The organism is Pseudomonas sp. SWI44 (genome assembly GCF_002947915.1).
Lineage (GTDB): Bacteria > Pseudomonadota > Gammaproteobacteria > Pseudomonadales > Pseudomonadaceae > Aquipseudomonas > Aquipseudomonas taiwanensis.
On sequence record NZ_CP026674.1, the window covers coordinates 1,453,733 to 1,472,914 of the forward strand.

The following is a 19,182-nucleotide window of genomic DNA, read 5'->3' on the forward strand; positions in this document are numbered from 1 at the left end:
AATCTAAAAATTACCGCTCCCAGGCTCTCACATCATCCATTCACGCCTGATCTTGCTGGTTATCAGTGAAAGACAGAGCAATTCCTGCATCTAATTCGCATGATAACAGTCAGCATGGAGATGCTAGGGCACCCGCATTCTAGACGCCTTACAGAGAAACAAATCCGCTCTTTAAAGTGGCCATGGTAAAAATTCCTACAACCACATCAGAATTTTCGCCACCCTCTTCGACTTGTACATCTTGAACTTACCGCTATTATCAAAAACGTCACAATGACGCGACACCAAAATGGAGAGAACAATATGAAAACCATTAAGATGGAATGCACCAAATTGGCGAACATGGCGCACTTGGTCAAAAAAACCAAATAAGCCTTAACCCATAAATACTGAAGAGCAGTGCCGGCCTGCCCTTCAGTTGTTAAAGGAGGGAGCATGATAAGTAAAAATTGCTTCTTTATCGCCATGAATAACTCCCTGATTTGCTGGGATTTCAAAAACCACAAACAGTACCAGTTATCCAGAGACCACGCAAACCGGTTAATCCATCTCATTTACGAGAAAGATCACAAAGAGTTAAATGACGATCTAACCGCCGATCTGAAATGCTGCAACGTTTTCATGGACGATGCCGACGACAATTCTGACTGGGGCTGGGATGTACTCTCAAGAATATTCCATTACGGCACTAAAGACATCCCTATAGAAAATCACCCTTCAAGCGAGGAGGAGTGGGCACTGCAGTACCTTGAACACTGCAACTCCGTACTAAACAAGAATATACAGCCTGATAATTCCCGCACCAGCGAAAGCGGCATTTCACTGCCTATACCAAGAAGTACATTTGCAGTTGACAAGGCATTCAAAAACCGAGCAACCGTTAGAGACTTCCAGCGAATACCGATCTCCTTAGCTGATCTTGCCGAAATTTTACACCATACCTTAGGCTTTATTGGAAGCAGAACCATTAATTACGTCAAAGAGGAAGAAAATGAATACTCAAGACGCCGCGCCACCCCCTCAGTAGGCGGGCTGAACGCTACTGAAGGCTATGTATATGTAAACAACGTAGACAGCCTGGAAGCCGGAATTTATTACTACGACCCACGGCGACATGAGCTTCATTGGCGAAGCCCACTGCCTTGTGCCCTGGGTGATTTATTATCGGGCCAGCACTTCGCCAATGACATACCCGCTGGATTGTTCTTGAGCTCCAGATTCGACAAATTGTGGTGGAAATACGAGCATTCGCGCGCCTATCGAATGGCACTAATAGAAGTTGGTCATGCCGCACAGACCTTCCAACTCGCCGCAACCGACAGAGGCATGAATACTTGGCTCACCGGCGCATTAAACGAAACGAGCATCGAGCCTCTACTCATGTTCGACAACCCAAGTGAACACGTCCTTTTTTTCGTCGCATGTGGCTATAGCAACGGAAATGCGACACCTCGTTCCTTAAGGGCTCTGATATCGTAAAGTACTGGCGCGAGACACACGCATGGAAAAAATTACAACCCGTAGCAGTACTGTATTTAAAAGCTGGCACATCACGAGTGCTGTACGCTCGCGCCCTTATGCCTACCATTTTTCCGTAGAAGATTTTACACAGTCCGAACCCGACCTGTGGTTTCCTAGGGCGTTAAGTCCAGCGTTGGCTCATGATTCAGCCAAACAGCTTTCAAAAAAAGATTTGCTAGTACTGCACGCCTACCACCTCATCCACTTCATGGACTACACGACACGACTTGAAATGGGTCACATCAATGAAACCGTGCAATGCATCATTTCTGGCGACTTAAAACATTTCTTTGATAAAGACGAGCAACTTAATGCGTTAAAACTTTATACCGACGAGGCGTATCACGCGCTTTTTTCTAAAGAAATTGCGGCCCCAGTAGCGAACCATTTTTGCCTTGAACGAATAAATTCTGCGCGCATTAATAGCCTTGACCAATTATTACAAAATAGCCCCCAATCGCTCAACGGGATTACCCGCTTTTGCATCGCCTTTGTTTCTGAAACAATAATAACCAACGAACTGTACAATTTGATTCGCGATTCACTTGTCACGCCTGTGGCAAACATGCTGATTGACCACCTTCATGATGAAGGGCGCCATGCCATTTTTTCTCAGACTGTTTCGCACAACTCTGGCATCAGCTATCAATCTCTCAGAAGGATTATCTAATTCCTACTTTACTGAAAGCGCTCCGCGCTTTCTGCCAACCCGACGAGCCATTCTTACAGTCAATTTTCAAAAAGCACCCATCCATTGCAAAAGTCATTATCAACGACATAACATCCAACTGGACGCTTCGATTACCCGCAATTTCCAAAATAACGCTTCAGGCGATTAAGCGCACCAAGCTAATTAAAGATGAGCGCTATGCGATTCAATTCAGGGCAGCAGGACTGCCAGCATGAACCAGGCCAAAACTTTAAAAAGCACCATTCTTCGCCCATTGTTACTGATTCTTTTATGCCTACTAGGCGTTTTCCCTCTGGACGTCATTCTCCCTTCATTCCCAGCGCTTGCAGAAGCCTTTCAAGTACAACCAAAGCAAATAGCTTACTCCGTAAGTTTCTTCGCCTTTGGCGTAGCGGTGGCGCAATTGGTGATTGGCCCCCTGTCAGATCGAATTGGTCGTAATCGGTTGCTACTCGGTGGATTGGCTGTATCCATTGCCGGGGCTACCGGCTGCCTACTTTCATCTGACTATGAGACCTTTATGGCATTCCGGTTGCTACAGGCTGCCGGCTGTGGAAGTCTGGTTCTGGGCCAGGCGTTGATACAGGACCTCTATAGCGGAAAGCAGCGCAACACCATGCGCATCGTAATAACGAGTGCAAGTTGTTTATTCATATCAATTTCACCGATCGCGGGCGCTGCGCTCCAACAATTATTTGGCTGGGAAGGCAGCTTTACGGCATTTATTTTGATCGCTACTTTTGTCATGTTTCTTACCTGGGTGCTATCGCATGAAGAACCTGCGTCATACAGCAGTAATGCGGGCATTCGAAGCTATCTTCCCATGCTGCGTGACACGCTCTATATAGCCTATTCCCTGCAGGCCACTTTCGCGTTCGCCTGCCATTTTGCCTTCATCGTCATTGCACCATTGGTACTGATGGATCAACTTGGCCTCACGCCGTATCAGTTTTCCGTTGTATTCATCGCCTATGGGCTGGCGTATGTCGTCGGTGGTGCAACCGCGACCTTCCTGAACAATCGCGTCAGTGTGCAGGCTCAAATTTGCACGGGATTCCTGCTTATAGGTACCGCAGGGGTCACTTTATTGATTTGGCAGTGGGCAGCAGTGCTATCGGTAGCAGGTCTCATGATACCGATGATCTTATGCACGGCAGGAACAACGATGGTACGACCCGCCTCGACTTCGCAGGCGTTGGCCCGTTATCCGCAGCAGGCAGGGGCAGCCGCGTCCCTCAGTACTACATTGCTATTTGCCGGCGGTGGACTTGCAGGCACTTTGGTCGCGTCAGCCGAACACCTACTTCCAATGAGCTTAGGAATTCTATTCTTGAGCAGCGCGCTTAGCGGTTGCCTGCTGCTTATGTGCCTCAAGGTCGATAGCACGCAGCATTGCTGACTTTTGCCGGACGGAAAGACACAAAAAAACCAGAGGCCCCGCAATCGCGAGGCCTCTGGCTTTTCTAGCTAACGCAGGGTTCAACCAAATGGCCTCAACCCCTGGCGCAAGCCGAACAGCAATAGCAGCAGGTCCTGATCCGGTTGGGTCTGGGCCTGGGATTGCTGTTTGACTTCCCGCGGCAGTGCACACTGCTCGCTCAACTCGGCCTTGCTGAACACCGTGGGCTTCGGCTCTTCCCAGGCCGCCGCCGCTACCGTGGTCACCGCCAGGCCAGCTACCAGGAACAAAGCTCGAGCGATTTCTAGTTTCATTGCTCTAACCCTTTGACAGCGCTGCCAAACGCCATCTTGTAAACATAGAGCAGCGATTGCCATTCTGCGTCGGTGAACGACGAATGGCGGCGCAATTGGCGAAGGTCATTGGCTGCCGCACGCTGGCAACTGATCCGCCGCCGGCACTTTTCCAAGTCCAGCAACGCCACTTCCACACGGGCTTGCTCGCCGTCACCAATCACCTTGACGAATACGTGCTTGCCATACAGGCAACCGTGCTGCCAATGCCCCAGGTGCATGCGCGCCAGATTATCGGCCAAGTCCTGAATCATGCGCTGGTGCACGACTTGCGGGTAGCGCTCGCGCGCGCCTTCGGCATGCCAGGTGTCCAGATCGACGAACCCATCGAGCGCCTCGCTGACCAGCAAAGCACGCCATTGATGGTCGTCATCGCGTTCGGCACCGCAAAAGACGATGCGGGGCACGCGCACCCCCAGTTGCTCGAAGCTGTTCAATGCGTCGAGCTCGCGTAGCACGGTCGGCCTGCCGAACGGATGCAGCAGGCTTCGATAGATGTGCCCGACCTGACGCTTGGCGTACAACACTTGCCCATTGGCATCGCTCAACCGCTGTACTCCACTTTCACCGCCACGCCGCTGGTTGGGCTCCTCGACCCATTCACCCTGCTGGTGCCAGTAGAAATCGAACTTCGATGCCTGACTTTGGCCGACTGCCATTAACCACTACCCCTTGCGCAATACATAGACTCGCCACATCGCATAGAACGGCAGGAAGTCCAAACGTTCCTGAATCCTGAAGCCGGCAGCTTCGAATTCATCCTCAACCGTGGTCGCCGGTAACACGAAACGGTTCTGGTAACTGTCTTTGTTCGCCTTGGCGCTACGGCGCTGCTCGAGCTTTTTCCGCCGCCACGCCTTGAAATTACCGTCCACCCACAATGACAGGATTACGCTGTCACGGCTAACCCTTTGAAATTCCGAAAGAATTGTTTTCCGGTGGGCCGCCTCGCCGATATGGTGGAACAGCCGCATGCAAAAGATGCTGTCCACGGAATTATCCGGCAGATCGATTGCAAAAGCCGAGGTCTGCAAAGGTCGTACCCGGGCTACCACTTCTGGCGGTTGCGAGGCACAGGCTGTCTCGATCATCGCCTCGGAGTTGTCGGCACCGATGATTACGCGGTTGGGCTTCTCAGCCAGCAACGGCCAGAAACGGCCTGCGCCGCAGGGTAGGTCAAGCACCAACCCTGGCTCGCCAGCCAAGGCCAGGGCGCGGCGAGCCAGTTGCTCGTCACGCTGGTGAGAAAGGCGGCGAGCCAGTCCATCCTGGTGCTTCAAGAAGTACTCTTGTGCATGTTGCTGGTCGTACTTCTCGGAAAATTCTAGTTTGATGGGGCTGCGCATGGGGCATCTCCTGACTCCAGTGCGCCCACCTTAGGTAAGGAAGCGTTGGAATCAGGTTATGCGGATGTGAAAAATACGTTAGCCGCCATGCGGGCTGTTTCTAAACATTACTCGGCTATAGCCAGATTGTTGGCTTTTTCCGCAGTCTTGCTCAGGTCCACCTGGAAGCGGCAACCGTGGGGCGAGGTCGCCGTGAGGGTAACCCTCCAGCCCTGGTCGTCGCAGATGCGCTGAACCAGCGACAGGCCCAGTCCGAGGCCCTCACCGCGACGCTCGTCCCCGCGTACGAAGGGTCGGAACATGGCCTCGCGCTGCTCTTCCGGGATCCCCACACCGCTGTCCTCCACGCTGAAGCCATTGGGTTCCAGGCTCAGGCGGATGTAACCGCTGTCGGTGTAATGGGCAGCGTTGCGCAGCAGGTTGCCCATCACCGATTGCAGGAAGGTGGCGTTGTACAACACGGAACTGGCACTGACGCGGCCATCGAAGTACAAGGTCAGGCCTTTCTGCTCGATGGTGTCCCGCCAGACGCCAATCAGGTCATCGGCCACTTCACGCAAAGTCGCCTGCGACGCCACCGCGCCCTCGTCGCGCTGGGCGCGGGCGAGCATGAGGAAGGTCTTGACCAGCTCACGCATCTCTTCGGTGGCGCGGGCAATACGCTCTACCTGGCTACGCGACCGGCTGTCGAGCGCAGGGTTTTCCATTAACAATTCACAGGAAGTGGCCAGCACCATCAGCGGGGTGCGCAGTTCATGGCTGACGTCGCTGGTGAACAGACGTTCTCGGGTCAATGCGTCACGCAGCCGGCCCAAGGTATCATCGAAGGCCACGGCCAACTGGCCGACCTCATCCGCCGCGTAATCTGGCGCCAACGGGGGGGCAAGGCCCAGCAACTGGTCGCGGTGACGAACCTGGCGCGCCAGGCGGATCACCGGGGCCATCACCCGCCGGGCGACCAGCCAGCCAAGCACCACCGCCAGCACCAAGCTGAGCACGAAACCAACCACGACCACGGCGAACAGCACTCGCTCGCGTTCCTCGAAATCGCTCTGGTCCTGCAGCAGCACGTAACGCCGTCCGTCGACGATCTCGACCATCGCGTGGTAGGACAGCTGGTCTCGGAACACCTCGTGGAAGCCCACGTCGAGGTGACGCAAGTCCTTGGGCAGTTCGAAATCGTCTCGGCCACCGCTGAAGTAGAACAGCTGGTCGGGGCGCGGCCTGTGGCTCCAGTCGCTGACACTGTCCATACGCAGCAACCGTTGCAGGTCGCCCCCGAGGACCGAGGAGATCAAACGCTCTTCCACCAGGTGCACGGTGGCGACGATGCCGAACGCGAAAGCGCCGGCCACCAGCGCACTCATCAGCGCAAAAGCGATGATGATGCGTTGGGCAAGGCTTTGCTTAAACTCCATCGCGGCCCTCGGCGAGGCGATAGCCGACGCCATGGACTGTATGCAGCAACGGCTTTTCGAAAGGCTTGTCGATGACCTGGCGCAACTGGTGGACATGGCTGCGCAGGCTGTCGCTGTCCGGGCAGTCGTCGCCCCACAAGGCTTCTTCCAGCACTTCGCGGCGCAGCACGTGCGGGCTCTTCTGCATCAGCACCGCCAACAGCTTGAGACCGACTGGGTTGAGCTTGAGCAGGCGCCCTTGGCGGGTGACTTCCAGGGTGTCGAGGTCGTAACTCAAGTCGGCGACTTGCAGGGTGCGTCGCCCGCCGCCCTGGGCCCGGCGCAGCACCGCCTCGATGCGCGCGGCCAGTTCCGACAAGGCGAAGGGTTTGAGCAGGTAGTCGTCGGCACCGGAGCGGAAGCCCTGCAGGCGGTCGTCCAGTTGGTCGCGGGCGGTGAGCATGATCACCGGGGTATCGCGCCGCGCATCTTCACGCAGGCGTTTGCACAGGGTGTAGCCATCGATGCCTGGCAGCATGATGTCGAGCACGATCAGATCGTAATGTTCGGTAGCAGCCAGATGCAGCCCGGAGAGGCCGTCCTGGGCGCAGTCGACGGTGTAGCCTTTCATGCCGAGGTAGTCGGCGAGGTTGGCGAGGATATCGCGGTTGTCTTCAACCAAAAGAATGCGCATCGAGGTCTCCTGTGCGGCGCTTTCGCTGTGCGCGGCAGGCGCAGCTTAAGGCCATCGCTGGCCTGGCGCCAGCTTTGGGAAAATATCGGCCCGGCTGACGGATTTTTCACCGTTCCTTCACGAACACAGGATAGCGGGCAGCCCAGAATGGCTGCTCTTTTGTGTGCCTGGAGTTGTCATGCAGCAAGCTACCCCTCCCCGTCCGATCAATTTCTGGTTGTACCTGGGCATTCCGTTGGCCACCGCGCTGGCGCTGATCCTGCTCGAATTGACCTCGCTCGACATGGATGTGGCCAACCTGTTCTTCGACCCGGCGGCCGGTCAGTTCATCGGCCGCCATAGCTATCTGCTGGAAAACATTCTGCATGACAGGGTCAAGCAGGGTGTGATCCTGCTAGGTGTACTGGCGCTGGTGACCTTCGCCTTGAGTTTCTTCTGGAAGCGGCTTTTCGGCTGGCGCCGTGAGTTGGGCTGTCTGGTGCTGGCGCTGGGCCTTTCCACGGCGTTCGTCACGCCACTGAAAAAAGTGACCCAGGTGCAGTGCCCATGGAGCCTGACCCAGTTTGGCGGCAAGGAAACCTACAGCAAGCTGCTGGAAACGCGACCGGCCACCGACAAGCCTGGGCTGTGCTGGCCCGGTGGCCACGCCGCGACTGGTTTCTGCCTGTTCGGCCTGTTCTTCATGCTGCGCGACCGTCGCCCTCGCCTGGCTCGGGTGGCCTTGGCGGTGGCCTTCGTCGCCGGGTCGGTGCTGTCGATTGGCCGGATGATGCAAGGTGCGCACTTCCTGTCGCACAACGTGTGGACAGCCGTGTTCTGCTGGCTGATCGGCTTGGGATCGTATTACCTGGTCCTGTACCGACGGGGGATGGCAGTGGTGCCCGCGGTCGCACCGAAAACCGTGTAGGGAGCCGGCGTGCCGGCGATAGCCGCCACGCCGCTTGCGAACGCCCATGAAAAAGCCCCGACTCTCGCGAGCCGGGGCTTTTTCATGGTGCAGGGGGTAAGGCTGGCTTACATCATGCCGCCCATGCCACCCATGCCGCCCATGTCAGGCATGCCAGCAGCTGGCTTGTCTTCCGGCAGGTCAGCAACCATGGCTTCGGTGGTGATCATCAGACCGCCGATCGAAGCTGCAGCTTGCAGAGCCGAACGGGTGACCTTGGCTGGGTCCAGGATACCCATCTCGATCATGTCGCCGTATTCGCCAGTAGCAGCGTTGTAGCCGTAGTTGCCCGAACCTTGCTTAACCTTGTCAGCGACAACGCTTGGCTCGTCGCCGGCGTTGGCAGTGATCTGGCGCAGCGGCGCTTCGACCGAACGGCGCAGCAGCGCGATACCGACGTTCTGGTCTTCGTTGTCGCCCTTGAGGTCGGCAACGGCTTGCAGGGCGCGAACCAGCGCAACACCACCGCCAGGCACTACGCCTTCTTCGACGGCTGCACGGGTAGCGTGCAGGGCGTCTTCGACGCGGGCTTTCTTCTCTTTCATTTCAACTTCGGTGCCAGCACCGACCTTGATCACGGCAACACCGCCAGCCAGTTTGGCCAGACGCTCTTGCAGCTTCTCACGGTCGTAGTCCGAAGAGGTTTCTTCGATCTGGGCACGGATCTGCTTGACGCGTGCTTCGATGTCAGCGTCGGCGCCAGCGCCGTCGATGATGGTGGTGTTTTCCTTGGACAGGATGACGCGCTTGGCGTTACCCAGGTGCTCCAGGGTAGTGGTTTCCAGGGTCAGACCGATTTCTTCGGAGATGACCTGGCCGCCAGTCAGGGTGGCGATGTCCTGCAGCATGGCCTTGCGGCGGTCGCCGAAGCCAGGTGCCTTGACCGCAGCAACCTTGACGATACCGCGCATGTTGTTGACCACCAGGGTAGCCAGGGCTTCGCCTTCGACGTCTTCGGCAACGATCAGCAGAGGACGGCCGGCCTTGGCAACGGCTTCCAGAACTGGCAGCAGCTCGCGGATGTTGGAGATCTTCTTGTCGACCAGCAGCAGCAGCGGGCCTTCCAGCTCGGCAACCATGGTGTCTGGCTTGTTGACGAAGTACGGCGACAGGTAGCCACGGTCGAACTGCATGCCTTCTACGACGGACAGTTCGTTTTCCAGGCCCGAGCCTTCTTCAACGGTGATCACGCCTTCTTTGCCGACTTTTTCCATGGCTTCGGCGATGATTTCACCGATGGAGGTGTCGGAGTTGGCGGAGATGGTACCTACCTGGGCGATGGCCTTGGAGTCAGCGCATGGCTTGGACAGGTTCTTCAGCTCGGCGACGATGGCAGCGGTGGCCTTGTCGATGCCGCGCTTGAGGTCCATCGGGTTCATGCCGGCAGCGACGGCCTTCAGGCCTTCGTTGACGATGGCCTGAGCCAGAACGGTGGCGGTGGTGGTGCCGTCACCGGCAGCGTCGTTGGCCTTGGAAGCCACTTCTTTGACCAACTGGGCGCCCATGTTTTCGAAGGCGTCTTTCAGTTCGATTTCCTTGGCAACCGAAACACCGTCTTTGGTGATGGTCGGAGCGCCGAAGCTCTTGGCCAGGACAACGTTACGGCCTTTCGGGCCCAGGGTCGCTTTAACCGCGTCAGCCAGAACGTTGACGCCAACCAGCATTTTCTTACGGGCGGAATCGCCGAATTTTACGTCTTTAGCAGCCATGATCGTTTAATCCTTGAAATTCTTTGGAGTAACGGGAAGTCGGGGAAATTAGCCTTCAACGACGGCGAGGATTTCGTTCTCGCTCATCACCAGCAGGTCTTCGCCATCGACTTTCACGGTGTTGCTGCCCGAGTAAGGGCCGAAAACCACTTTGTCACCCACTTTGACGGCCAGTGCACGTACTTCGCCGTTGTCCAGGATGCGACCGGTGCCCACGGCGACAACTTCGCCGCGGTTTGGTTTTTCAGCGGCCGAACCCGGCAGGACGATACCGCCAGCGGTTTTCGATTCTTCTTCGCTGCGACGGATGACTACGCGGTCATGCAGAGGACGAAGCTTCATTGTCGATCTCTCCCAAATTGTGGTTTTCATCGGCCGGTGTCGACACCGGCGGGTTGATACGATCCGGCGTAGCCGGGAGTGGCCCGCTTGGAGCGAACCACCTGTGTAATGTCTGGTGTCACCACCAGAAACCTTGCGGTGACCACATACATGAGGCCGTCATATTCAATTACAAGGTTTGCCATGGAAAATTTTTTATCAGACCACCAGGTGACCCAGAAACCGGCGCCGCTGCGGTGCCCCTTTCACGACACAAGGCCGCTCCTGCGGACGATTGCCGGAGCGGCCTTGGTGTCGTGAAGGGGGCCAACAGCGACCCTGGATCTTATTTGTCGCGGCGCTCGTACTCACCCTCGATCACATTGGGGCGATGGCCTGCATCGTTGGGTCGAGCCTGGAACGGGTCATCCTGGAAGGCTCGCTGGCGCATGGCCTGGGCCTCGGCCCGCTCGCGCATCTTGCGCGCGGCCAGGTGGCGGGTGAAAGGCAGCAGGCACAAAAGGCCCAGCACGTCGCTGATGAAGCCAGGCAGCAACAGCAGGCCACCACCGACGGCCAGCATCAGGCCCTGGAACATGTCCTCAGCGGGCAGTTCGCCGCGCTGCAGGCTTTCACGGGCACGCAAGGCGGTGGCCAGACCGGCCACGCGAATGACCAGCACACCCAGTGCAGAACCGGCGATGATCAACAGCAACGCCGGGAAGAAACCGATCGCCGCGCTGACCTTGACGAAGACGAACAGCTCCAGCACGGGAAAAATCAGAAACAGCAGTAGAAAAGCACGCATCAAGTGTTCCTCGACGGAAGACAATCTCCCAGTAAGAACCTCAAATGGATGCGTTTGCTCGCCTTTTCAACCCTCGATTTCTGTCGCGACCGGCCATTGGTCGGCGCGGGCCAGCAACACCAAGGCTTCGCGGACTTGTGTCGGGGTGTTGCAAGTGCTGGGGAAAGGCAACCAGTGAACACCCTGCCCGATGCGCAAGTGCATACCTTCGCTGTCGATGCCGACCATTTCCGGCGTCGCGCTGCGCGGCAGGCCGCTGAGCTCGACATAGTGGGCGATGGCGTTGGCATGATCGCTGTTCATGTGCGCGATCATGCTGGCCTCGGCCTTGCCCACGAACGGGTTGGCCAGGGTTATCTGGTCCAGCCAATGGATGGCGCCGAAGCCGCCGATGTAGCGATGGCGCACAGGCTGCAACACCCAGAAGTCGAAATCGTGGGCTTTATGGTAATTGGCGGCTTCGGGGAAGTAGCGGTAGTAGCGCTCGGCCGCAGCCTCGATCTCGGCCTCAGCCACCAGCTTGTGGGCCTGGGCCATGACCGTCAGACGCCCAACGGCCTGCACGTCCTCGGCATCGCGTTCACCGACCAGCAGCGAGCACTTGGGGTCTTTCTGCAGGTTGTGGGTGTGCTGGGCGATGCGACTGATGAGGATCAACGGATTGCCCTGGGCGTCCAGGCAGTACGGTACCACCGAGCCAAAGGGATAGCCCGGCATGGACTTGGAATGGGTCGAGAGCACGCCGCGGTATTCCTTGAGCAGCAGTTCGCGGGCGGGACGAATGGCGTTGGTACTCACGAAGGGCACTCCTGGCGGTGATAGGGATGGGGGACAAGATAAGCACTATCGAAGCCGGGTGCCACAATCAGGCGAAGGAACGCCGCAGCCTACCAGGCGACGCCGAAGCCTGCGGTGTAGCGGGTCTTGTCCAGGTCACTTTCACGCGTGCCGCTGATGACGTCCTTTTCCGCCTTGAGGTTGAGCGAGGCCCATTCGGTCACCTTGTAACGAAGCCCCAGTTCGGCATCCAGCGAGTAGTTGGCCACGCCCCCCAGGGGCTTGCCGATCTCACCGTTGGTGAACAACTCGACCCGCTTGCCGATCAGGTAGCGGTTGTAGTCCCACTTCACCGTCGTGGAATAGAAGTTGTCCTTACCGCCGTCGCGGTATTCGAAATCGGTGCGGTTGACCAGGGTGCTCAAGGAGAATGCACCCAACTCGTCGTCCCAGAACTGGTAACCCGGGCCCGTACCCACGGTCCGCTGGCGAGCCAGGTCTTCGATATGGTCGCGTTTGTATTCCAAACGCCCCTTCCAGAACCACTTCTCGGTGATGAAGCGGTCCAGTGCGTATTCGGCACTCCAGTTGTTGGTGGTGGTGACGTCGTCCTTGGTCTCGCGGTTGTACTCGCCTTCGGCATTGTGCCGCCAACGGCCATGGCGACCGGTGGTCTTGAAGCTGACGTCATAATCGTCGCTGTCGGACTCAGCGCGCTTGTAGTCCATGGCGACGTCGATGTTGCCTTTCCACAGAAGGTCCTCGACCACCGGCTTGGGCTTCATGATCTGCTCGATGCTGGCCAGGTCGACGGTCTTGGGTGCTTCGCCATTGGCCAGGGTGACCTTGCCAGGCTCGGCAGCCTTGAGCGACTTGGCCTTTTCACCGGTGTAGGCGTCTTGCTTGACCAGCAGCTCCTGATCACTTTCGAGGGTCTGGACCTGTTTCCAGTCCAGGGCAATGGAGCCGCCGTATGGCGTTTCGAGCAGCAGCTTGCCGCCGTCGAACACCTTGATCTTGCCACTGAGCCGGTCGCCGTTCTTCATCCACACGGTATCGGCGAACGCAGGAGCGGCGCACAGGGAAACGGCAAGCAGGCACAACACGAATCTAGAATGCATAAGCGGACTATGGGTTCGATTTGACGAAAAAAGCCGGGCATTATCCAGATACCCACGACCAGAGCAAGGACAGACACAGACCATGCCGATGAGTTCAACTCTCATTTACCCCGACCACTCATCCGGTTTCATCCGTAGCGCAGGGCAGCCCTGATGTCTGGCGAAAACGCGCCTGTCCAAGACAGCCCAGACGCCCGACGAACGGCACTCTATTCGGTGCTGGGACAGGTGCCTGCCGGCAAGGTCGTAAGCTACGGCCAACTGGCCGAGCTGGCAGGACTGGGACGCGCAGCGCGTTGGGTCGGACGCACATTGGGGCAACTGCCCGCCGACACTCGCCTGCCATGGCACCGTGTCTTGGGTTCGGGCGGCCGCCTGAGCCTGGCGCTGGGCACGCCTTCGGGCGATGAACAGCGCGCCCGACTGCGCGCGGAAGGTGTGAATGTGACCAATAATCGTGTGGATATGACGCGCCATGGCTGGCGCCCGATGGAGCACAGCGGTTAGAGTGCGCGCTTTGTTTTCGCAATTTTGAGGCAGATGTTGGCCCATGCCCCGTAAAACCTGGCGCGCTGCGCTCGCTGCCTATGCCAGCCCGTCAACCTTGGTGCTTTTGCTGCTCGGCTTCGCCGCCGGTCTGCCCTACATGCTGGTGTTCTCGACGCTGTCGGTGTGGTTGCGCGAAGCGGGTGTGGCCCGCGAGACCATTGGTTACGCCAGCCTGATCGGCCTGGCCTATGCCTTCAAGTGGGTCTGGTCGCCGCTGCTCGACCAATGGCGCCTGCCGTTGCTCGGTGGCCTTGGCCGCCGCCGCTCATGGCTGTTGCTGTCGCAGAGCTTGGTGGTCATCGGCCTGGTGGGCATGAGCCTGTGCGACCCACAGCAGCACCTGTCGTGGCTGATTGCACTGGCGGTGCTGGTGGCATTCGCCTCCGCCACCCAGGACATCGCCGTCGACGCCTATCGTCTGGAAATCGCCGACGACCAACGTCAGGCTGCCCTGGCCGCCAGCTACATGGCGGGTTACCGCGTCGCAGCGCTGCTGGCCACCGCGGGCGCGCTGTTCTTCGCCGAATGGTTCGGCTCCACGGGCTTCAGCTACCTGCACAAGGCCTGGGCTGGGACCTACATCCTGTTCGGCGTGATGATGCTTCCGGCAGTGTTCACCACCCTGGTGATGCGCGAACCTCCAGTCCCCCTGCGCACCCAGCTGTCTGCGGCACGCTACGGGCTGGTTCACCAGCTGGCGTCGGTGTTCGTGCTGATCATCCTGCTGGTTTCGGTACCCGCCAGTTTCACCCAGCTGTTCAACACCGACTGGGCCAGCGTGATCTTCGGTGATGCCACCCCGCTCGACCTGCTGCTGGAAGACCGTGCCTTCCTGCGCCTGATTCTCTACGTGCTGCTGACCTGGGCCTGCCTGTCGTCCCTGGGCCGCCGAGGCCTGGCGCCAGTGCTCACGCCGGTCAACGACTTCATCGCCCGTTATCGCTGGCAGGCCCTGTTGCTGCTTGGCCTGATCGCAACCTACCGCATGTCGGACACGGTCATGGGGGTGATGGCCAACGTGTTCTACATCGACATGGGCTTCACAAAGGACCAGATCGCCAGTGTCAGCAAGATCTTCGGCCTGATCATGACCCTGGTGGGCGCGGGGATCGGCGGCTTGCTGATCGTGCGATTCGGCATCCTGCCGATCCTGTTCATCGGTGGCGTGGCCTCGGCGGCAACCAACATCCTGTTCCTGATGCTGGCGGACATGGGGCCGAACCTCGAAATGCTGGTGGTCACCATCTCGCTGGACAACTTCAGCTCCGGCATGGCGACTTCGGCATTCGTCGCCTACCTGTCGAGCCTGACCAACCTCAAGTTCTCGGCCACCCAGTACGCCCTGCTGAGCTCGATCATGCTGTTGCTGCCACGCCTGATTGGCGGGTATTCCGGCGTGATGGTGGAGAAGTTCGGCTACCACGACTTCTTCCTGATCACTGCCTTGCTTGGGGTGCCGACGCTGATTCTGATCGCGCTGCAGTGGCATCAGGAAGTGGGGCGTGGCAAGCAGGTGCCGGCGGAGAATTCAGCGGCCGAACGGCCCTGAGGCGGGTACCGATTCAACGGATCCTATCGCCGGCAAGCCGGCTCCTGCCGGTGACCACCTGGCTGGCGATAGGGGCATGAGTATTACTGAGCGACCGCCCCTTCCCCAGGCCGTCCACCCACCACGAACCACAGCGGCCAAAGCGCCAGCGCCCCGGCTGCACCCGCGGCCAGGGCAAAGTGCAGCAGGCTGGCGCCCGCCCCGATCATCGCCAATACCGCCCCGCCCAGTCCCAGTAAAGCGATGGTGATCATCCCCAGCATCGCCGACACCAGCCCTTTGCTCTGCTCGCTGGCGAACAACGTCATGCGATACAGCACCGCATTGGCCACCCCCAGCCCCAGCGCATACAAGGACATGCCTGCGACCACGCTGGTCACGGTAGGCCAGTACCAGGTCGCCACGGCCATCAGGCACAGACCGGCCAGGTAAGGCCATAGCGCGCCCCGCACCAGTGCTGGCAGCGGGTAGCGGTCGGCGATGCGGTTGATGATCAGGTTACCCAGGATCAAACCGCCAAACACCGGCAACTGCCACAGGGCATACGCCATCGTGCTCAGCCCTTCGTCGTGGATCAGCAACACCGGCGACAGGCCAATCCAGCCGATCAGAGGCAGGCCGACAAGGCCAAGCGCGGCACTACCAGCGACGAAGCGGCGGTTACTCAGTAGTTGGGCGTAGCCCGCCAGCAACGGCAGCAAGTGGATCGGCGTGAACGCCAGGCGCGAGCCATCGCGACGCTCGACGCCCAGGGTTTCCGGCATCAACCGGTGCAACAGCACCCACGTCAGCACCGCACCAACCGCGAAGGCGACGAACAGGTAACGCCAGTCCAGCCATTGCAACAGCAGCGTGCCCACCAGCGGGCCGAGCAATGGCGACAGCAGGGCGATATTGGCCAACAGGGCCATCATCCGCACCGCATCCGCTTCGCTAAAGGCTTCGTTCAGGGCTGGATAACTGACCGTGACCACGAAGCCAAGGCCGATGCCCTGCAACAGGCGTAGCAGGTTGAACAGGCCAATGTCGTTCACCCAGAAGGTCGCCAGGCAAGCCACGCCGAAGAAGGCGCAACCGGCCAACAGCAGGGGGCGACGCCCGTAGCGGTCGGCCAATGGACCGATCAGCCACTGCAGGACCACACCACCGAGCAGGTAGAGGTTCAGGGCGTGAGGTATGTATTCGGGGCTGGCGTTCAAATGATCGACCACCACCGGCATGGCAGGCATGACCGCATCGCTGGCCAGGTAAGTCAGCAGCTCGAACAGGGCAAGGGTCAGGCCGAACAGCAGGGCCCTGAGGGGGGTGATGTACAACAATGGCTTCATGGTGGGTATCGGGTGGAAATAGCTTGGGCCAGCCTATATGCCAGAAACGGCGAGCTTTGGCTGTGAACAAGTGTAACGGTGGAAAAACAGAAACCGCCCCGCAGGTAGCAGCCATACGCTGTACCCGTCGGAGCGGCCTCGTGTCGCGAGTGGGCTGCACAGCAGCCCCTTGCACTGGTAGCTTACGACGCCACCGTCTCCTGCACCACGCGAATGACGCGCTGCGGGAACGGAATGTCGATACCCTCAGCCTTCAACCGGTCACGGGCATGCTCGTTGAGCATGAACATCACGTCCCAGTAATCGGCGGTCTTGGTCCACAGACGCAGGGACACCGTGATCGAGCTGTCACCCAGCGTCGCAACTACCGCCTGCGGCGCAGGGTCGGGCAGCACGCGAGGGTCTTGCGCCAGCTCCAGCAGCACATTACGCGCCTTCTGCAGGTCGGCCTCGTAGTCCACGCCGACATCGAACACCACCTTGCGGGTAGGCTGACGGTTGGTGTTGGTGATGATGCCATTGGACAGGCTGCCGTTGGGCATGATCACGGTCTTGTTGTCACCGGTACGCAGCACGGTGTGGAAGATCTGGATGCTGTCGACGGTGCCACTGACACCCTGAGCTTCGATCCAGTCGCCAATTCGGAATGGGCGGAACATCAGAATCAGCACGCCGCCGGCGAAGTTCGCCAGGCTACCTTGCAAGGCCAGGCCAATGGCCAGGCCAGCGGCACCGATAGCCGCAACGAACGAGGTGGTCTCGATGCCGATCATCGACGCCACGCTGACGACCAGCAGCACCTTGAGTACGATGTTGGCCAAGGTGCTGATGAAGCTTTGCAGCGCCACATCGGCCCGCAGCCCCACCAGTTTGCCCAGCCGCGCACTGAGCTTGTTGATCAACCACCAGCCGATGGCCAGGGTCAACAGTGCCAGCAAGAGGCGGCTGCCGTACTCCATGATCAAGGGAATCCAGGTCTGCGATTGGCGGACCAGCTGATCGACTTCAGCGTTCAAATCCATATTCATCTCCTGATGCCGAGCGGCAATTGCACAGTAAAACGGTCCGCGGAGCGTTCAGCGGCCGCAGGAACCGGTGGACATCAATACGCCACCAAGGTTCCTGCGCCGGACAGATCAATCGCGGAAGTTGTTGAACTGCAGCGGCATGTCGAATTCCTTGGTGCGCAGCAGGGCGATCGCTTCCTGCAGGTCGTCACGCTTCTTGCCGGTGACGCGTACCTGCTCGCCCTGGATGGCGGCCTGGACCTTCAGCTTGCCGTCCTTGATGGTAGCGACGATCTTCTTGGCCAAGTCTTTGTCGATCCCTTCGCGGAACTTGGTTTCCTGCTTCATTTCCTTGCCCGAAGGATAAGCGTCCTTCACTTCCAGGCACTTTACGTCGATCTTGCGCTTGACCAGGGCCAGGCGCAGGATCTCGACCATCGCCTCAAGCTGGAACTCGGCTTCGGCGGTCAAAAGCACGGTCTGCTCCTTTTCCTTGAACTCGAAGCTGCCCTTGCCCTTGAGGTCGTAGCGACGGTCCAGTTCCTTGATGGCGTTGTCGACAGCGTTCTGCACTTCGTGCTTGTCCAGTTCCGATACCACGTCGAACGAAGGCATGTTGTTCTCCAAAATAAAAGCGCGCTCGGCGTGAAGATGGAGCGCGCGGGGTTTGACGGTTAAAATGCGAGCTCATTATAACGGGTTGCGAAACGCAGATGAGCAGCACCTGGCATATTCTCGGCGCCGGCAGCCTCGGCAGCCTGTGGGCCTGCCGCCTGGCACGGGCAGGCAAGGCAGTACGGTTGATCCTGCGCGATGAGCGTCGCCTGAAGGCTTATCAGCAAGCCGGAGGGCTGACCCTGCTCGAGCAGGACCTCTCGAACCGTTACGCGATACCCGCCGAAACCGCTGCGGCCCACGGGCCGATCCACCGCCTGCTGGTCGCCTGCAAGGCGTATGACGCCGCGCCAGCCGTCGCTCACCTGGCGCCCAGGCTGGCCGAAGGCGCAGAAATCGTGCTGCTGCAAAATGGCCTGGGTAGCCAGGATGAGGTGGCCGACCAGGTCCCCCATGCCCGGTGCATCTTCGCCTCGAGCACCGAAGGCGCGTTCCGTGAGGATGATTGGCGGGTCCGCTTTGCCGGCCATGGTTTCAACTGGCTGGGCGACCCGGTCAACCCCAGCACGCCGGAATGGTTCGATGACCTGCATGAGGCGGGGATTCCCGCCGAATGGACGGTGGATATCCTTACCCGGCTGTGGCGCAAACTCGCGCTGAACTGCGCCATCAACCCGCTGACCGTGCTGCATGATTGTCACAACGGCGGGTTGCTGGGGCATCTACCGGAAGTCGACGCCGTTTGCGCCGAGCTGGGCGCGCTGCTGTGCTATTGCGGTCAGCCCCAGGCAGCGGAAAACCTCGATGAAGAAGTACAGCGGGTGATCCTCGCCACCGCCGCCAACTACTCTTCCATGTATCAGGATGTGCGGGCCGGCCGACGTACCGAGGTGCATTACCTGCTCGGCCATGCATGCCGGGTCGCCACCCGTCATGGCGTAGCCCTGCCGCAGCTGGAACAGTTGCACCAGCGCCTGGTCGATAACCTGCAGGCCCGCGGCTTGCCCAGCGCCTGACGCTGGCCATTGAACCCGATACGGACATTGCCTTG

At 58.9% G+C, this 19,182-nt stretch carries 20 protein-coding genes; 7 read left to right on the forward strand and 13 right to left on the reverse strand.

Annotation, left to right across the window (positions count from 1 at the left end; all coding sequences use genetic code 11):
• Positions 1–435 precede the first annotated feature (435 nt).
• The 3 genes from C4Q26_RS07000 to C4Q26_RS07010 all read left to right on the forward strand — a co-directional run bounded on the left by C4Q26_RS07000 (position 436) and on the right by C4Q26_RS07010 (position 3,611).
• Positions 436–1,479 (forward strand): SagB family peptide dehydrogenase, encoded by a 1,044-nt coding sequence (locus tag C4Q26_RS07000; RefSeq protein WP_104882919.1) that lies wholly within the window; start codon positions 436–438, stop codon positions 1,477–1,479.
• Positions 1,480–1,501: 22 nt separating this feature from the next.
• Positions 1,502–2,191 (forward strand): diiron oxygenase, encoded by a 690-nt coding sequence (locus C4Q26_RS07005; protein WP_104882920.1) that lies wholly within the window; start codon positions 1,502–1,504, stop codon positions 2,189–2,191.
• A gap of 232 nt (positions 2,192–2,423) precedes the next feature.
• The gene (locus C4Q26_RS07010) at positions 2,424–3,611 is read left to right on the forward strand and encodes a Bcr/CflA family efflux MFS transporter (protein ID WP_104882921.1); all 1,188 of its coding nucleotides are present in this window, start codon (positions 2,424–2,426) and stop codon (positions 3,609–3,611) included.
• 80 nt (positions 3,612–3,691) lie between these two features.
• Here C4Q26_RS07010 and C4Q26_RS07015 read toward each other — a convergent pair whose 3' ends face one another.
• From C4Q26_RS07015 to colR, 5 genes are all read right to left on the reverse strand, one after another.
• Positions 3,692–3,925 (reverse strand): hypothetical protein, encoded by a 234-nt coding sequence (locus tag C4Q26_RS07015; protein WP_023378861.1) that lies wholly within the window; start codon positions 3,923–3,925, stop codon positions 3,692–3,694.
• A complete protein-coding gene (locus tag C4Q26_RS07020) occupies positions 3,922–4,623 on the reverse strand; it encodes a lipopolysaccharide kinase InaA family protein (RefSeq protein ID WP_023378860.1) in 702 nt (233 codons plus the stop codon). The genes C4Q26_RS07015 and C4Q26_RS07020 overlap by 4 nt, the downstream gene beginning before the upstream one ends.
• A gap of 6 nt (positions 4,624–4,629) precedes the next feature.
• Entirely contained in the window at positions 4,630–5,310 is a 681-nt protein-coding gene (locus C4Q26_RS07025; RefSeq protein ID WP_023378859.1) for a class I SAM-dependent methyltransferase, read from the reverse strand.
• 107 nt (positions 5,311–5,417) lie between these two features.
• Positions 5,418–6,728, reverse strand: coding sequence for a HAMP domain-containing sensor histidine kinase (locus C4Q26_RS07030; protein WP_023378858.1), 1,311 nt, complete (start codon positions 6,726–6,728; stop codon positions 5,418–5,420).
• Complete coding sequence (gene colR, locus C4Q26_RS07035; RefSeq protein WP_003255215.1) at positions 6,718–7,401, reverse strand: two-component system response regulator ColR; 684 nt, start codon at positions 7,399–7,401, stop codon at positions 6,718–6,720. The genes C4Q26_RS07030 and colR overlap by 11 nt, the downstream gene beginning before the upstream one ends.
• 178 nt (positions 7,402–7,579) lie before the next feature.
• On the opposite strand from colR, the gene C4Q26_RS07040 reads away from it, so the two are divergent.
• Positions 7,580–8,308 carry a phosphatase PAP2 family protein gene (locus tag C4Q26_RS07040; RefSeq protein WP_023378857.1) on the forward strand — a complete coding sequence of 243 codons (729 nt, stop codon included), beginning with the start codon at positions 7,580–7,582 and terminating at the stop codon, positions 8,306–8,308.
• Between the two features lie 107 nt (positions 8,309–8,415).
• On the opposite strand, the gene groL is transcribed toward C4Q26_RS07040, so the two are convergent.
• The 5 genes from groL to C4Q26_RS07065 all read right to left on the reverse strand — a co-directional run bounded on the left by groL (position 8,416) and on the right by C4Q26_RS07065 (position 13,083).
• Positions 8,416–10,056 carry a chaperonin GroEL gene (groL, locus tag C4Q26_RS07045; RefSeq protein ID WP_023378856.1) on the reverse strand — a complete coding sequence of 547 codons (1,641 nt, stop codon included), beginning with the start codon at positions 10,054–10,056 and terminating at the stop codon, positions 8,416–8,418.
• Positions 10,057–10,104: 48 nt separating this feature from the next.
• Positions 10,105–10,398 carry a co-chaperone GroES gene (locus C4Q26_RS07050; RefSeq protein ID WP_009395550.1) on the reverse strand — a complete coding sequence of 98 codons (294 nt, stop codon included), beginning with the start codon at positions 10,396–10,398 and terminating at the stop codon, positions 10,105–10,107.
• Between the two features lie 325 nt (positions 10,399–10,723).
• The gene (locus tag C4Q26_RS07055; protein ID WP_023378855.1) at positions 10,724–11,185 is read right to left on the reverse strand and encodes an FxsA family protein; all 462 of its coding nucleotides are present in this window, start codon (positions 11,183–11,185) and stop codon (positions 10,724–10,726) included.
• 66 nt (positions 11,186–11,251) lie between these two features.
• Positions 11,252–11,983, reverse strand: a complete 732-nt coding sequence (locus C4Q26_RS07060) for a HugZ family protein (RefSeq protein WP_023378854.1) — start codon at positions 11,981–11,983, stop codon at positions 11,252–11,254.
• 89 nt (positions 11,984–12,072) lie between these two features.
• Entirely contained in the window at positions 12,073–13,083 is a 1,011-nt protein-coding gene (locus C4Q26_RS07065; RefSeq protein WP_023378853.1) for a DUF481 domain-containing protein, read from the reverse strand.
• A gap of 153 nt (positions 13,084–13,236) precedes the next feature.
• On the opposite strand from C4Q26_RS07065, the gene C4Q26_RS07070 reads away from it, so the two are divergent.
• Together C4Q26_RS07070 and C4Q26_RS07075 are read left to right on the forward strand one after the other, a co-directional pair.
• Entirely contained in the window at positions 13,237–13,590 is a 354-nt protein-coding gene (locus C4Q26_RS07070) for an MGMT family protein (protein ID WP_023378852.1), read from the forward strand.
• Between the two features lie 43 nt (positions 13,591–13,633).
• Positions 13,634–15,181, forward strand: coding sequence for an AmpG family muropeptide MFS transporter (locus C4Q26_RS07075; protein ID WP_023378851.1), 1,548 nt, complete (start codon positions 13,634–13,636; stop codon positions 15,179–15,181).
• 83 nt (positions 15,182–15,264) lie between these two features.
• Here C4Q26_RS07075 and C4Q26_RS07080 read toward each other — a convergent pair whose 3' ends face one another.
• The 3 genes from C4Q26_RS07080 to C4Q26_RS07090 form a co-directional block, all read right to left on the reverse strand.
• Positions 15,265–16,509 (reverse strand): MFS transporter, encoded by a 1,245-nt coding sequence (locus tag C4Q26_RS07080; protein ID WP_027908089.1) that lies wholly within the window; start codon positions 16,507–16,509, stop codon positions 15,265–15,267.
• A 182-nt stretch (positions 16,510–16,691) separates the two neighbouring features.
• Positions 16,692–17,531, reverse strand: a complete 840-nt coding sequence (locus tag C4Q26_RS07085; protein ID WP_023378849.1) for a mechanosensitive ion channel family protein — start codon at positions 17,529–17,531, stop codon at positions 16,692–16,694.
• A gap of 114 nt (positions 17,532–17,645) precedes the next feature.
• Positions 17,646–18,131: a YajQ family cyclic di-GMP-binding protein gene (locus C4Q26_RS07090; RefSeq protein ID WP_023378848.1), complete on the reverse strand. Its 486-nt coding sequence runs from the start codon at positions 18,129–18,131 to the stop codon at positions 17,646–17,648.
• Between the two features lie 98 nt (positions 18,132–18,229).
• Here C4Q26_RS07090 and C4Q26_RS07095 point away from each other — a divergent pair, with 98 nt between their 5' ends.
• Complete coding sequence (locus C4Q26_RS07095; protein ID WP_104882922.1) at positions 18,230–19,147, forward strand: putative 2-dehydropantoate 2-reductase; 918 nt, start codon at positions 18,230–18,232, stop codon at positions 19,145–19,147.
• Positions 19,148–19,182 lie beyond the last annotated feature (35 nt).

Bases quoted from the DNA above. Each gene is read 5' to 3' on its own strand.
- C4Q26_RS07000 (WP_104882919.1), top strand. From the start codon at position 436: ATGATAAGTAAAAATTGCTTCTTTATCGCCATGAATAACTCCCTGATT.
- C4Q26_RS07005 (WP_104882920.1), top strand. From the start codon at position 1,502: ATGGAAAAAATTACAACCCGTAGCAGTACTGTATTTAAAAGCTGGCAC.
- C4Q26_RS07010 (WP_104882921.1), top strand. From the start codon at position 2,424: ATGAACCAGGCCAAAACTTTAAAAAGCACCATTCTTCGCCCATTGTTA.
- C4Q26_RS07015 (WP_023378861.1), bottom strand. From the start codon at position 3,925: ATGAAACTAGAAATCGCTCGAGCTTTGTTCCTGGTAGCTGGCCTGGCG.
- C4Q26_RS07020 (WP_023378860.1), bottom strand. From the start codon at position 4,623: ATGGCAGTCGGCCAAAGTCAGGCATCGAAGTTCGATTTCTACTGGCAC.
- C4Q26_RS07025 (WP_023378859.1), bottom strand. From the start codon at position 5,310: ATGCGCAGCCCCATCAAACTAGAATTTTCCGAGAAGTACGACCAGCAA.
- C4Q26_RS07030 (WP_023378858.1), bottom strand. From the start codon at position 6,728: ATGGAGTTTAAGCAAAGCCTTGCCCAACGCATCATCATCGCTTTTGCG.
- colR (WP_003255215.1), bottom strand. From the start codon at position 7,401: ATGCGCATTCTTTTGGTTGAAGACAACCGCGATATCCTCGCCAACCTC.
- C4Q26_RS07040 (WP_023378857.1), top strand. From the start codon at position 7,580: ATGCAGCAAGCTACCCCTCCCCGTCCGATCAATTTCTGGTTGTACCTG.
- groL (WP_023378856.1), bottom strand. From the start codon at position 10,056: ATGGCTGCTAAAGACGTAAAATTCGGCGATTCCGCCCGTAAGAAAATG.
- C4Q26_RS07050 (WP_009395550.1), bottom strand. From the start codon at position 10,398: ATGAAGCTTCGTCCTCTGCATGACCGCGTAGTCATCCGTCGCAGCGAA.
- C4Q26_RS07055 (WP_023378855.1), bottom strand. From the start codon at position 11,185: ATGCGTGCTTTTCTACTGCTGTTTCTGATTTTTCCCGTGCTGGAGCTG.
- C4Q26_RS07065 (WP_023378853.1), bottom strand. From the start codon at position 13,083: ATGCATTCTAGATTCGTGTTGTGCCTGCTTGCCGTTTCCCTGTGCGCC.
- C4Q26_RS07070 (WP_023378852.1), top strand. From the start codon at position 13,237: ATGTCTGGCGAAAACGCGCCTGTCCAAGACAGCCCAGACGCCCGACGA.
- C4Q26_RS07075 (WP_023378851.1), top strand. From the start codon at position 13,634: ATGCCCCGTAAAACCTGGCGCGCTGCGCTCGCTGCCTATGCCAGCCCG.
- C4Q26_RS07080 (WP_027908089.1), bottom strand. From the start codon at position 16,509: ATGAAGCCATTGTTGTACATCACCCCCCTCAGGGCCCTGCTGTTCGGC.
- C4Q26_RS07085 (WP_023378849.1), bottom strand. From the start codon at position 17,531: ATGGATTTGAACGCTGAAGTCGATCAGCTGGTCCGCCAATCGCAGACC.
- C4Q26_RS07090 (WP_023378848.1), bottom strand. From the start codon at position 18,131: ATGCCTTCGTTCGACGTGGTATCGGAACTGGACAAGCACGAAGTGCAG.
- C4Q26_RS07095 (WP_104882922.1), top strand. From the start codon at position 18,230: ATGAGCAGCACCTGGCATATTCTCGGCGCCGGCAGCCTCGGCAGCCTG.